The sequence below is a fragment of the Bacillus bruguierae genome, assembly GCF_037104725.1.
In the GTDB taxonomy this organism is placed as follows: domain Bacteria; phylum Bacillota; class Bacilli; order Bacillales; family Bacillaceae_G; genus Bacillus_A; species Bacillus_A bruguierae.
Genome location: NZ_JBAWSX010000001.1, coordinates 486,365 through 500,067 on the forward strand (window position 1 = coordinate 486,365; position 13,703 = coordinate 500,067).

The following is a 13,703-nucleotide window of genomic DNA, read 5'->3' on the forward strand; positions in this document are numbered from 1 at the left end:
TGACACCTCGTCTAAACTGAAAAGACGAGGTGTTTTTTTTATGAAAATCAAGCGGAGAATAATCTTCATCTTATTATGTTTTATGTCCATTATATTATTACTAATTGGCAGATTGGTGCAAATACAGCTTATAGCTACTGAGTCATTTACAGATAGACATATTAATTTAATAGAAAAGAGTGTCACTCAGCGTACACAAGCAGTCACAGTGGACGACGGTAGGGGACGTTTTATTGATCGAAATGGAGAAGATCTTGGAGAAGAAAGATATCCAGTTTTAGTTGTTTTTCCATTTGTACAAATAAACAATGATATGTTAGAGAAAATAGCTCATATAATTGGTGTGTCTCGCAAAGATATTCAAGTGCAGATGAAAAGTAGAAGTAAACCATTTGTATTTCAAAAAGATAATCGTTCATTTCCATTAACAAAAGAACAAATGGAAAAGGTGAACCGTACCGGTATGTTAGGTATGGTAGCAACCGAAGTAAGAATGCAACGAAGCCGAGAAGCAGAGCACTTAATCGGTGTAGTCGGAGAAAATGAGAAAGAATTTAAAACGCGTTATGAGAAATTAAAAAAGTTATCTAGCAAAACTCCCATCGGTATTTCTGGATTACAACAGTCATTTGATGAATTTTTAATAACTGACGGTGAAACGAAAGTGTTGTATCAAATAGATAGGCAAGGGGAGCCGATTTTTGGAGAACGTGCGAAATATATAGCGCCTGGAAACCCCTTTTATCCAGTTACGGTTCAAACAACAATAGACAAATGGTTGCAGCTAAAAGCAGAAGAGCTTATGAAAAAGCATGGATTGCAAAAGGGTGGATTAGTATTATTGGATGTACAGGCGAGTGAAATTGTAGCAATGGTGAGTAAACCATCATTGCAGATGAACAATCAACATACATATAAACAGAGACTGGAAAATCAGATGCTAACACCGCATTTTCCTGGTTCTGTCTTTAAAACAGTTATTGCAACGGCAGTAATTGATAACGGAATGATTCAATCTCATCGTATGTTTAACTGCGATACAGATTTATATGGCGAACATGCTCCGCAGGTTATGATGGGGAAATTAAGCTTTACAGATAGTTTTTCTAGGAGTTGTAATAGAACATTTGCGTTACTTGGTGACGAATTGATGCGAAAAGATAAACATATCATGGAAACGTATTTAGGGGCGCTAGGAGCGAGTGAGACAGTAGGATGGGAAGGTCAATTGTTTCATACGCCTCGATTTAAACAATTGCTAGAAGAAAAGAAAGCAATTGTTTGGAATGAAGAAGAAACTAAGAGGAGTCATAAGGCAATTGCTCAAACAGCAATTGGACAAAAGGATGTGAAGATCTCTCCTTTAGCGATTGCCAATATGATGGCAACAATTGCGAGGGGAGGCGAAAAGAAAGAAGTAAAAGCTGTTCGAGATATTACATATAAAAATGGAACGAATTTATTTCATTTTGAAGATCATATGTTGGGAGGGAAAACACTCTCAAGAAGCACGATAAAGAGAGTACAGCAGCTGTTAAGAAGCGTTGTAACGGCACCGAACGGTACCGGCTCTGCATATCAATCATTGCCATTTACAGTAGCGGGAAAATCAGGAACCGCACAAACAGGGAAAGAAAATCGTGAGAATCGTTGGTTTGCTGGTTATTTTCCGTATGAAAACCCTCGCTATGCGTTAGTTGTTGTTGATTTGGAGACGAATCGCCAAGAAAATGCTGTCACACACATTTTTGCTGATTATGTAGACGCTATTTATAAGTGGGAACAGCAGAGAAAGTAGTAAGAAATATAGTGATAGTTCTTCACCCTTTTGGCATTTGATGTTACAATAACAAGTATGAAAATCGTCATGGAGGTTTGAATGATGGCAGGTGGATCTAGATTTCAGCAAAAACAAGAAAAACGTCGTCAAAATGGTGTATTGAATATTGCAATTGCTATCGTACTATTAGCAGTAGTAATTGTAGCATATCAACTATTCTTTACTTCTGATAATACAGAGCAGGTTGCTTCTAGTGATAAAAAAGTAACGCAGCAAACTGAAAAAGAAAAAGAAGCCGCAAAAAAGAAAGAAAAAGAAGAATCTGCTAAGAAGAAAGAAGAAGCAAAAGCAGCGGAACAAAAGAAAAAAGAAGAAGCAGCAAAGAAGAAAGAGGAAGAAGAAGCGAAAGCAAAAGAGAATGAAAAAGTATCCGCAGAGAAAACAATTGCACAAGCAAAAGAAGCATATACAAAATCAGCTTGGAAACCAGTTGGTACTCAGCAAGGGCAATCACCAGCAATGACGTTCCAGCAAGGAAGCGTAGATTGGAATGAGATGAAAAAAGCGATTGCGTATGCAATTGATATCCCAGAAGATCAGTTGGTGATTAACCGAATTGGAAATAGCGGAAAACAGAAAGCATACGGTAGAGTAACAGATAAACAAACTGGAAACAAATATTATGTAAATATTGATTGGGTAGAGGATGAGGGCTGGAAACCAACGCTTGTTCAAACCCTGAATTAAAAAAGGAGAGAGGTGATAGAGCCTCTCTCCTTTTTTAGCGCAATTTTTTTAATTTAAAGTGGACAACAGCGCTATAATATGGCCGTTTGCTTTCAGGATCCATTATCATTTGATGCAAAACGTGATGCACTTCTAGCATAAGTGCCTTATTATTATCAATTTGTTCATTGATTTTCTTTTCTAGCAATGCTAAGTTAGCTGCCTCGAAAAACTCAACTTTATCTTCTATCATTTCGAATGTAAACGACATGAAGAGCACCTCTTTCTGCGTGTTCATAGTTTAGTTTATCAAAGAAAATTAAGAAATACCATGTGCATTTTTGTTGACTTTTTAACGAATAAGGCATATTATACTGATAAATCCGATAAGAAAAAGGGGAATTTTCTATGGGAACAGAATTTAATGAACTATTTGATCAATGGGCTCATACGTACGATTCTTTCGTACAGGGTGAAGATATACAATATAAAGAAGTTTTCGCTCATTATGAGGAGATTTTAGAGGATGTAGTAAAAAAATCTTTTGGCAATGTTTTAGAATTTGGTGTTGGTACTGGCAATTTAACAAATAGATTATTAGCTGCTGGTCGCGCTGTCTACGGTATAGAGCCATCAAAAGAAATGCGTACAATTGCGAAGCAAAAGCTTCCAAAAGAAGTATCGATTACAGAAGGTGATTTCTTGAACTTTGTCACTCCTTCGCATGTGGATACAATCGTCAGCACATATGCGTTTCACCACTTGCTTGATGAAGAAAAAAATGTAGCAATTGCGAAGTATAGTCAATTGCTAAACAAAGGTGGTAAAATAGTGTTTGCTGACACGATATTTGTAGATCAGGAAGCATATGATAAAACTATTGAATATGCACAAGAGCGAGGGTTTTATGAGTTAGCAAATGATTTACAAACGGAATATTATACGCGTATTCCAGTCATGCAATCTATTTTTGAAAACAATGGCTTTCATGTCACATTTACTCGTATGAATCATTATGTTTGGGTAATGGAGGCAACGAAGCAATAGAAAGAGGGATTCGATTGAGAATAGCTGTAATTGGAGCAATGGAAGAAGAAGTACGTATTTTACGTGACAAGTTAGAACAAGCAGAAACAGAAACAGTTGCGGGTTGTGAATTTACGAAAGGTACATTAGCAGGGCATGAAGTGGTCTTGTTAAAATCTGGTATCGGTAAAGTGAATGCAGCGATGTCCACGACGATTTTATTAGAACGTTATCAGCCGGAAAAAATTATTAATACAGGTTCAGCTGGTGGATTCCATCATTCTTTAAACGTAGGCGATGTTGTCATTTCAACAGAAGTTCGTCATCATGACGTAGATGTAACAGCATTTAACTATGAATACGGTCAAGTACCAGGAATGCCAGCAGGATTTCCAGCAGATGAAGAACTTGTTGCATTAGCTGAAAAATGTATGCAAACAGCAGACGGAATTCAAGTTGTTAAAGGTATGATTGCAACAGGAGATTCTTTCATGAGCGATCCAAACCGCGTTTCATTTATTCGTGAGAAGTTTACTGATCTGTATGCAGTAGAAATGGAAGCTGCGGCAGTTGCACAAGTATGTTATCAATATAAAGTGCCATTTGTTATCATTCGTGCACTTTCTGATATTGCTGGTAAAGAATCAGATGTTTCGTTTGAACAGTTTTTAGATCAAGCAGCTCTTCATTCTACAAACTTTATTGTAAAAGTATTAGAAGAGTTACAATAATGTAGCAAAAAGGCAACTGTTTCATATATAGAAACTACATACAGTTGCCTTTTCTTTTGAGGGGTTAGGTAAGGAGGAAATACGATGAAAGTGTATCACAGTGTTCATGACCTAATCGGACATACACCGCTCGTTGAGATTACGCGCTTTTTACTTCCAGAAGGTGTTCGAATTTTTGCAAAGCTTGAATTTTTCAATCCAGGCGGAAGTGTGAAAGATCGGTTAGGTCGAGAATTAATTGAGGATGCTCTTACGAAAGGGCTTGTAAAGCCAGGGGGAACCATTATTGAACCGACAGCTGGCAATACAGGAATCGGACTGGCACTGGCAGCACTTGAGCATGATTTACATGTTATCGTTTGCGTTCCGGAAAAATTTAGTATTGAAAAACAAGAACTTATGAAAGCTCTTGGTGCAACAATTGTTCATACACCAACGTCACAAGGGATGACAGGTGCTATTGAAAAAGCAGCAGAACTTCTGAAAGAAATTCCAAATTCGTATTCTCCATGTCAATTTGCAAATGAAGCAAATCCACGTGCATATTATAAAACGTTAGGGCCTGAACTGTGGGAGGCACTAGATGGACATATTGATATATTTGTCGCTGGTGCTGGTACCGGTGGAACATTTATGGGAACGGCATCATATTTGAAAGAGCAAAATCAACAAATTAAAACAGTAATTGTTGAACCAGAAGGCTCTATTTTAAATGGGGGCGAAGCCGGTTCTCATGAGACAGAAGGAATTGGGCTTGAGTTTATACCACCATTTCTTAATCCAACATATTTTGATGCCATTCATACGATTTCGGATCGTGATGCGTTTTCAAGCGTTAAACACCTGGCGCAAAAAGAAGGGCTCCTCGTTGGCAGTTCTTCGGGGGCAGTACTTCATGCAAGCTTATTAGAAGCTGAGAAAGCAAAGCCAGGAACAAATATTGTAACCATTTTTCCAGATAGCAGCGAACGCTATTTGAGTAAGCATATATACAAAGGATGGGAATAAAATGAGAACAAAAACAAAGTTAATTCATGGTATTCATATCGGAGAACCTTCAACTGGATCTGTAACAGTACCGATTTATCAAACGAGTACGTACAAACAAGAAGGTGTAGGAAATCATAAAGGGTATGAATATTCACGTACAGGAAATCCAACTCGTTCAGCTCTTGAAGAAACAATTGCTGTTCTTGAAAATGGCCATGCGGGTTTTGCTTTTGGATCAGGTATGGCAGCAATTACAGCAGTAATGATGCTTTTCTCTAAAGGAGATCACGTTGTTTTAACAGATGATGTGTACGGCGGAACGTACCGCGTAATGGCAAAAGTATTGAATCGCTTTGGGATTGAACATACATTTGCTGATACAACAAACTTAGAAGAAGTAAAAGCAGCGATTCTTCCAAATACAAAAGCGATTTATGTTGAGACACCGACGAACCCGCTATTAAAAATTACGGATATTAAACAAATTGCAGCACTTGCTAAAGAACGAGGCTTATTAACAATTGTCGACAATACATTTATGACACCGTATTGGCAAACGCCAATCTCTCTTGGTGCAGATATTGTCCTTCATAGTGCAACAAAATATTTAGGCGGTCATAGTGATGTTGTTGCGGGTGTAGTAGCTGTAAATAACGAAGAGTTAGCAGAAGATCTTCACTTTGTACAAAACTCAACAGGTGGTATTTTAGGACCGCAAGATAGCTTTTTATTACTACGTGGTTTAAAAACATTAGGAGTGCGCATGGAAGAGCATGAAGCAAATGCTCGTGCAATTGCTGAGTTTTTACAAAATCATCCGAAAGTAAATAAAGTGTATTATCCAGGACTTAGCACTCATCATAACCATAACTTGGCAGCAAAACAAGCAAATGGCTTCGGTGCAATTATTTCATTTGATGTAGATAGTCAAGAAACATTAAACACTATTCTTGAAAAGGTACAATATTTTACACTTGCTGAAAGTTTAGGAGCAGTAGAAAGCTTAATTTCTATTCCTTCGCAAATGACACATGCTTCTATTCCAGCAGAGCGCCGTGCGGAACTAGGAATTACAGATACATTAATTCGTATTTCAGTTGGCATTGAAGATGGAGAAGATTTAGTTGAAGATTTAGCACGAGCGTTAGCATAAGGGAATAAGCACTATATGTATATAAATTAAAAAACGACATAAAAACCTCTTTCTTTTTTAGGGGAGGACGAGAGCATCTGGCCGTGGATAGGAGCGGTCAGGGCCTTTTCCTACCACATGCCATGGTTTAAAACAAAAGAAGCAAGCTAGTAGCGGTCGTTTATTCTATCTTAAATTTGTGAAACTTTTCACAAATTAGACACACACATATATAAATATCTAGTGTATAGTAAAAACATAAAGCGAGATGCTTCACACATAATTATGTGAAACATTTCACAAATAATAAAATTCATGTAGAAAAGGTAGTTCTATTTTTTTAAGCTAATAGGGACATATTTAGACCCCTAGGGACTTTATGAGTCCAACAGCAGAATAGGAGGAAATTACATGGTAGTCAAAGAGAAAATTGTAAATGAAGCGCAAGAAGTTACAGGCATGATTGAGACGTTAGTAAAGAAAGGTCAAAAAGCTTTACAAGCATTAGAAGGTTTTACACAGGAACAAATTGATAAAATTGTACATGAAATGGCACTTGCGGGTGTGGATCAACATATGCCGCTTGCAAAAATGGCTGTTGAAGAAACGGGCCGCGGTGTGTATGAGGATAAATGTATTAAAAATATTTTCGCAACTGAATATATTTGGAATAGTATAAAAAATGATAAAACAGTGGGAGTTATTCGTGAGGATCCACATGAGGAAGTAATAGAAATTGCAGAGCCGGTTGGTGTAGTTGCTGGGGTAACGCCAGTAACAAATCCAACATCAACAACAATGTTTAAAGCAATCATTGCGATGAAAACGAGAAACCCAATTATTTTTGCATTCCACCCTTCAGCACAGCAATGTTCTATCGCAGCTGCAAAAACAGTGCGCGATGCTGCAGTGAAAGCTGGTGCACCAGAGAACTGTATTCAATGGATTGAAAAGCCTTCTGTTGAGGCAACAAAACAATTAATGAATCATGAAGGTGTAGCGCTTGTTTTAGCAACTGGAGGAGCAGGAATGGTGAAATCAGCATATTCTACTGGTAAACCAGCCCTAGGGGTAGGCCCAGGTAACGTTCCATGCTATATGGAAAAATCAGCGAACGTGAAACGTGCTGTAAATGATGTGATTTTATCGAAAACGTTTGATAACGGTATGATTTGTGCTTCTGAACAAGCGATTATTGTGGACAAAGAAATCTATAATGATGTGAAACAAGAAATGATCGCAAATAATTGTTACTTTGTGACAGAAGAGGAACGAAAAAAATTAGAAAAGCTTGTTATTAATGAGAATACATGTGCAGTAAATAGTGATATTGTTGGGAAATCCGCACATTACATTGCAGCATTAGCAGGGATTACAGTGCCTGAAGACACAAAGATGCTTGTAGCTGAAATTAAAGGAGTCGGTGCAGCTTATCCGTTATCTCGTGAAAAATTAAGTCCAGTATTAGCTTGTATAAAAGCGAGTTCATTAGAAGATGGATTACAGCATTGTGAAAATATGTTAGAGCTTGGCGGATTAGGGCATTCTGCTGTAATTCATTCTACAAATAAAGAAGTACAAAAACAGTTTGGACTACGTATGAAAGCATGTCGTCTTATTATAAATGCTCCGTCAGCACAAGGCGGAATTGGTGATATATATAATGCTTTCATTCCATCGCTTACACTTGGATGCGGATCATACGGAAAGAACTCTGTTTCTCAAAACGTAACGGCAACACATTTAATGAACGTAAAGAGACTTGCAAATAGAAAAAAGAATATGCAGTGGTTCAAGTTGCCGCCAAAAATTTATTTTGAAAAACACGCTACGCAATATTTAGCAAGTATGCCGAACATTTCACGCGCATTCATTGTAACAGATCCTGGAATGGTGCAGCTTGGGTATATTGATGTAGTGACGCATTATTTAGCTCAACATAGAAATGATGTAAAAGTAGAAATATTCTCTGAAGTAGAACCAGATCCGTCAGATGAAACTGTATTTAAAGGTGCAGAAATGATGAGAAGCTTCAAACCAGACGTTATTATTGCTCTTGGTGGCGGATCAGCGATGGATGCAGCAAAAGGAATGTGGCTATTTTATGAGCACCCAGAAACAGAATTCTTTGGTATAAAACAAAAGTTTTTAGATATTAGAAAACGTACATGTAAATATCCAAAACTAGGAGACAAGGCGCAGTTTGTTGCGATTCCGACAACATCTGGAACAGGTTCAGAAGTGACACCATTTGCGGTTATTACAGATAAAAAGAACAATATCAAATATCCGCTCGCTGATTATGAATTAACACCAGATGTTGCCATTGTGGATCCGCAGTTTGTTATGACAGTACCGCCGCATATCACTGCTGATACAGGAATGGATGTTTTAACACATGCGATTGAAGCGTACGTATCAATTATGGCAAATGATTACACAGATGGATTAGCTTTAAAAGCAATGGAACTTGTGTTTAAATATTTACCACGCGCATATAAAGATGGCAATGATGAAGAAGCTCGTGAAAAAATGCATAATGCATCAGCAATGGCTGGTATGGCATTTGCAAATGCATTTCTTGGTATTAACCATAGCTTAGCACATAAATTGGGACCGGAATTCCATATTCCGCACGGACGTGCCAATGCCATTTTAATGCCGCATGTCATTCGCTATAATGCAATTAAACCAAGAAAACATGCACTATTCCCAAAATATGAGCACTTTGTTGCAGATGAGCGCTATGCACATATTGCAAGAGTGCTTGGACTTCCAGCACGTACAGTGGAAGAAGGAGTAGAATCATTAGTACAAGCTATTATCGCTCTTGGAAAAGAATTAAATATTAATATGAGCATTGCTGGCCAAGGTGTTGAAAAAGAAGCATTTGAAGCGGTTGTTGATGTACTTTCTGAACGAGCATTTGAAGATCAATGTACAACAGCAAATCCGAAATTACCGCTTATTTCAGAATTAAAAGAAGTATATAAGCAAGCATATAAAGGTGTATAAAAAAGAAAGAGCCGTACTGATTACGGCTCTTTTTTTTGATCTTTCAACATGTAAGTCACTTAGTGACCGCTACTTGCTTTCTCTCTTTGTTTTCATATGGCACGTGGCATGAAAAGGCTCTGACCGCTTCTATGCATGGCCAAATACTCTCGCTCCCCCTTAAAAAGAAAAGGATTTTTATCCTACTTTTTCAATTTGTGTTTAAATAGTATGGAAAACTTCTCCCTCATTGGCTGTATTTACTTGCCTACGAAACGATGAAAATATGATACAGTGAAAAGGAGGAGTGATTAAAGAATGAAAGAATTACAGCAAAAAATTGCTGATTATATTCGTTTCGGTCAAGTCATGTTAGCACTAGGTGCATTTTTAATGCTCGGTTTATTACTCCCAAATGGACAAAAAGAAACGGTGCAAATATTTGCCATGATGGGTGTGATTGCTGCTTTTTTAGGCGGCTCATTTTATTTTTTCTACCGTGCAAGAGAGCTGCGTGACAAACTAGAGGAGAACGAACATGAACAGTCGCTATAAATAGAAACGTTACTTAAAGAATGTGTATCTTTGAGTAACGTTTTTTTATTTATATAAATCCACTTTAATGTTTCGACATATAGATTGCTGCTATCTCTTGTTTTCACTGCGCATGTGGCAGAAAAAGGCCCTGATCGCTTCTACGCATGACCAGATGCTCTCGCCCACCTAAAAAAATGGTTTTATGTCGGTTTTTTAATTTGGATATATATATAGTTATGATACGAATACAGTAGAGTAGACAGTTGTTCCTACTGCGTTTTTTTAGCTAAAACTTGAATGTCAGTGTAAGCTGTAATAATAAAATCAGCATACGGTGTTAACTCTTCTATTGCATGTTCGTGATTTGCAATCCCTACAGCAATACTACCTGCGTCTTTAGCCATTTTCACATCAACAACAGTATCTCCTATCATAATGAGCTCCTTTGTTTGAATTCCAAGTTGTGTACATGTTTTTATAATCATCTCTGGGTTTGGCTTTCCGCATGTTACATCTTCTGGAGTAAGCAGAAAATGCAGAGGTGGCACGCGAAGAAGTTCGATACACTTTTTTGTTCGTAATTTATTGTCTGATGTTAAAATACCTGTATAAATTCCTTCGCTTTGCAAGGAACTTATACAATTAGCTGCTCCTTGAATCGGATGAAAAGCATTTTCGATACATAACTCTTCATCGCTTTCTTTAAAAATCGCAGCGGCAAGTTCTTTACAGTGATGCCATGGATATTTTGTAATTTGGTATAACAAGCTCGCAGTAACAATGATTTCATCTTCTTCAGGTGCAACTGCTAATAATCCTTTAAAATCAACCTGATCAGGATGTACGAAACCAACTGCTTTTTCCCAAAGTGACTCGTATTCCTCTCCGACAATTTGTGAAAATTTATATTTTCGCAGTCTATCAATTTCATACCAAAACGGGATAGCTTGAAATAATGTACCATCCTTATCGAAAGCAACAGCTTTTGCACTAATAATTTCTCCTGAAATTTGAATTTTCCCCATATTTAAGTTCACTCCATTTATAATAGATATATAACTTACTATATACTGTACATTCTGAAATGCGTTACAGGTCAAGGGGGAGAGTCAAAATTTCTACAATTGAAGATATCGCCAAATTAGCTGGAGTTTCGAAAGCGACCGTTTCTCGTGTAATCAATCATCATCCGTATGTTCGATCAGAATTAAGAGAAAGAGTGCAAGCGATTATTGATGAAAAAAATTATGTCCCTGTAGCGGTAGCAAAAGATTTACGTCGTCTTCAAACGAATTTAATCGGTGTAGTAGTACCAAATTTACATCATCCATTTTTCGGTAAATTAATTCAAGAAATCAGTAATATTTTAAAAGAAGATTGTTATGATGTTGTGATATTACAATCCAATTATGCTCCAGAGAGAGAAAGGGAATTTATCCATTACGTAAGAACGAAGAAGCTAGATGGGCTTATTTTTACGACACTTTCTTTGTCAATAGAGGAGGTTGAATGTGTAAGTACCTCAGGTATGATTGTTATATGCAATGAACATGTAGAAACAGAATTGATATCAACAGTTCAATTTGACGAAGAACGGGCAGGGTATTTAGGAACAAAGCATCTTTTAGAAAAAGGGTATACACGCATTGCATTTTGTTACGACACATTAAAAAGTAAGGCGCAGCGAAAAAGATATAAAGGATATAAAAAAGCTTTATGTGAGCATCATTTATCATTGCAACAGGAATGGATATTTCGCAATTGTTATGGATTAAAGGATGGAAAACGGATGATACAGATGATGCAATCCATGAAAAATGCCCCTGATGCAATGTTTACAGGTAGTGACGAAATAGCTGCTGGAATGATTATGGAAGCACAGCGAATGGGGATTTGTATTCCAAAAGATTTTGGTGTGATTGGATTTGATAATCAGGAGCTGTCAGTGATGATGAGTCCTAGTATAACGACAGTTTCCACCTCGATTGCAAGTATGGCAAAGCATTCTATTATTTTATTACATAAACAATCACAAGGTGAAGGTGTGCAAAGGATACAATTACCTATTTCGGTTATAGAAAGAGAATCGACAAGAAGGGAGGAAGGACATGTTTCATACAGACCGCTTACAGTTTCGTAAATATACAATGGATGATTTAGATTTTTACGCTTCTTTATGGGGGAACGATCAAGTAATTCGTTATATCGGGAAAGGAACACCAAAAACGTATGAACAATGTAAAAAAAGTCTTGAAAGCTGGGTCTTACCGGGATACGAACGTGGACTTGGTTTATTTCTAATGTTGCATAGAGAAACGGGAGAACCAATGGGACATGCGGGACTTGTTCGGCAACGCGTTGAGGGAAAAGAAGAGATTGAAGTTGGCTACTGGCTACTCCCAGAGTATTGGGGAAACGGATTTGCGAAAGAAGCGGCGGCGGCTTTTCGAGATTATGGCTTTCAAGTACTTAAGCTTCAGAAACTTATTTCTCTTATTAATCCGAATCACCCAGCTTCTATTTTTGTAGCAAGAAAAACAGGTATGGTTTATGAGAAGACAGTTTTATTCCACGATATGGATGTTCTCGTATATGCAATGAAACGAGCAGGAGAGTGAAGTAACGATCTGCTCGTTTTATTTTATTATACATGTTTTCGATTTTCAGTATGGCTTGAAATAAGAAGAAGTGCAGCTTCATCACCAATATTACGAACGATATGTGGTACACATGCGCTCCAAGAAAACGAATCTCCTTCTTCTACAATGGCAATATCTTCTCCGTGTTGTACTTCTAATTTTCCGCGTAAGACAAGATGACATTCTTCACCTTCATGAGCATTTGGTGTGTTTTCTTTCGGAAAGCCGACAGGAATTTCTACTAATGATAAACGCAGTCCGCCTTGCTCGGCTACATGTTCAATTTTTTGTTGATCTTTTCCGTAAATACTATATTTCCGTTCTTCTTTTTTTATAATTTTCATCCGATCTTTTTGCTCTAACAATAAATAAGGAAGAGGAACATTTAAAAAATGAGCGATTGTTTCAAGAGTAAGAATAGATGGAGAGGTTTTATTGTTTTCCACTTGACTCATAAATCCTTTAGAAAGCCCTGTTCCTTCACAAATTTGCGCAATTGTAATTCCTCTGCGCTGGCGAATTTCACGTATTGTCGAACCGATATTCATAATGACCCTGCTCCTTTTTATTAACAGATAGTTGTATCATAGCAAATCTTTTTTATATTTTCTCAATAAAAATAAATTGACGGATAAAAATTTTTAGTGTATGTTTTGTAATGTTAATAAAAGTTTTGTATTACAAAACAAAAAGGAGAGAAAAGATGAATCAATATATTGGTAATTTAATTATTCGAGTTGTATTAGGAATTATATTTTTTGCTCATGGTTTAAAGAAATTTCAAGCAGGAATCGATAATATTGCAGGTTGGTTTACAAGTATTGGTTTACCAGGTGGTCTTGCTTATGGTGTTGCAACAGTAGAAGTAGTTGGCGGTGCGTTATTAATTATCGGTTTAGGTGTAAGATACGTAGGATTATTATTTGCACTTATTTTAGTTGGAGCAATTGTAAAGGTAAACGGACCGTTTGGTTTATTAGGAGATGGAAAACATCCTGGATATGAATTAGACTTAGCGTTATTAACAATGGGTCTGTATTTATTTGTTGTAAAAGCAGAAGGGTTTGTAGATCGTTTCTTAAAAGCTACGATTTTGAAGAAAGACTAATTTAACATAAAATGAAAGGAACCAGCAGAAAAGTTTCTGT

14 protein-coding genes are annotated in these 13,703 nt (G+C 37.0%); 11 read left to right on the forward strand and 3 right to left on the reverse strand.

Going from position 1 to position 13,703, the window contains the following annotated elements:
- The first annotated feature begins 40 nt into the window (after positions 1–40).
- Complete coding sequence (locus WAZ07_RS02395) at positions 41–1,798, forward strand: peptidoglycan D,D-transpeptidase FtsI family protein (RefSeq protein ID WP_336471167.1); 1,758 nt, start codon at positions 41–43, stop codon at positions 1,796–1,798.
- A gap of 84 nt (positions 1,799–1,882) precedes the next feature.
- Positions 1,883–2,527, forward strand: coding sequence for a YrrS family protein (locus tag WAZ07_RS02400; protein ID WP_336471415.1), 645 nt, complete (start codon positions 1,883–1,885; stop codon positions 2,525–2,527).
- 34 nt (positions 2,528–2,561) lie between these two features.
- Here the strand turns inward: WAZ07_RS02400 and WAZ07_RS02405 are convergent, their stop codons facing one another.
- On the reverse strand, positions 2,562–2,777 hold the full coding sequence (locus tag WAZ07_RS02405; protein WP_336471168.1) for a YrzA family protein: 216 nt from the start codon (positions 2,775–2,777) through the stop codon (positions 2,562–2,564).
- 137 nt (positions 2,778–2,914) lie between these two features.
- Between WAZ07_RS02405 and WAZ07_RS02410 the strand changes: the two genes are divergently transcribed.
- From WAZ07_RS02410 to WAZ07_RS02435, 6 genes are all read left to right on the forward strand, one after another.
- Entirely contained in the window at positions 2,915–3,553 is a 639-nt protein-coding gene (locus WAZ07_RS02410; protein ID WP_336471169.1) for a class I SAM-dependent DNA methyltransferase, read from the forward strand.
- Positions 3,554–3,567: 14 nt separating this feature from the next.
- Complete coding sequence (gene mtnN, locus WAZ07_RS02415; RefSeq protein ID WP_336471170.1) at positions 3,568–4,263, forward strand: 5'-methylthioadenosine/S-adenosylhomocysteine nucleosidase; 696 nt, start codon at positions 3,568–3,570, stop codon at positions 4,261–4,263.
- An 84-nt stretch (positions 4,264–4,347) separates the two neighbouring features.
- Positions 4,348–5,271, forward strand: coding sequence for an O-acetylserine dependent cystathionine beta-synthase (locus WAZ07_RS02420; RefSeq protein WP_090916782.1), 924 nt, complete (start codon positions 4,348–4,350; stop codon positions 5,269–5,271).
- A 1-nt stretch (position 5,272) separates the two neighbouring features.
- Entirely contained in the window at positions 5,273–6,406 is a 1,134-nt protein-coding gene (locus WAZ07_RS02425) for a bifunctional cystathionine gamma-lyase/homocysteine desulfhydrase (RefSeq protein ID WP_336471171.1), read from the forward strand.
- A 390-nt stretch (positions 6,407–6,796) separates the two neighbouring features.
- Positions 6,797–9,400, forward strand: a complete 2,604-nt coding sequence (gene adhE / locus WAZ07_RS02430; RefSeq protein ID WP_336471172.1) for a bifunctional acetaldehyde-CoA/alcohol dehydrogenase — start codon at positions 6,797–6,799, stop codon at positions 9,398–9,400.
- Between the two features lie 297 nt (positions 9,401–9,697).
- Positions 9,698–9,934, forward strand: coding sequence for a YrhC family protein (locus tag WAZ07_RS02435; RefSeq protein WP_336471173.1), 237 nt, complete (start codon positions 9,698–9,700; stop codon positions 9,932–9,934).
- A gap of 251 nt (positions 9,935–10,185) precedes the next feature.
- On the opposite strand, the gene WAZ07_RS02440 is transcribed toward WAZ07_RS02435, so the two are convergent.
- On the reverse strand, positions 10,186–10,941 hold the full coding sequence (locus tag WAZ07_RS02440; RefSeq protein ID WP_336471174.1) for an HAD family hydrolase: 756 nt from the start codon (positions 10,939–10,941) through the stop codon (positions 10,186–10,188).
- A 59-nt stretch (positions 10,942–11,000) separates the two neighbouring features.
- Here WAZ07_RS02440 and WAZ07_RS02445 point away from each other — a divergent pair, with 59 nt between their 5' ends.
- A complete protein-coding gene (locus WAZ07_RS02445) occupies positions 11,001–12,056 on the forward strand; it encodes a LacI family DNA-binding transcriptional regulator (RefSeq protein ID WP_336471175.1) in 1,056 nt (351 codons plus the stop codon).
- Positions 12,025–12,534, forward strand: a complete 510-nt coding sequence (locus WAZ07_RS02450; protein WP_336471176.1) for a GNAT family N-acetyltransferase — start codon at positions 12,025–12,027, stop codon at positions 12,532–12,534. The genes WAZ07_RS02445 and WAZ07_RS02450 overlap by 32 nt, the downstream gene beginning before the upstream one ends.
- A 26-nt stretch (positions 12,535–12,560) precedes the next feature.
- On the opposite strand, the gene WAZ07_RS02455 is transcribed toward WAZ07_RS02450, so the two are convergent.
- Positions 12,561–13,103 carry a helix-turn-helix domain-containing protein gene (locus tag WAZ07_RS02455; protein ID WP_336471177.1) on the reverse strand — a complete coding sequence of 181 codons (543 nt, stop codon included), beginning with the start codon at positions 13,101–13,103 and terminating at the stop codon, positions 12,561–12,563.
- Between the two features lie 155 nt (positions 13,104–13,258).
- Between WAZ07_RS02455 and WAZ07_RS02460 the strand changes: the two genes are divergently transcribed.
- On the forward strand, positions 13,259–13,663 hold the full coding sequence (locus tag WAZ07_RS02460) for a DoxX family protein (RefSeq protein WP_336471178.1): 405 nt from the start codon (positions 13,259–13,261) through the stop codon (positions 13,661–13,663).
- Positions 13,664–13,703: the final 40 nt, after the last annotated feature.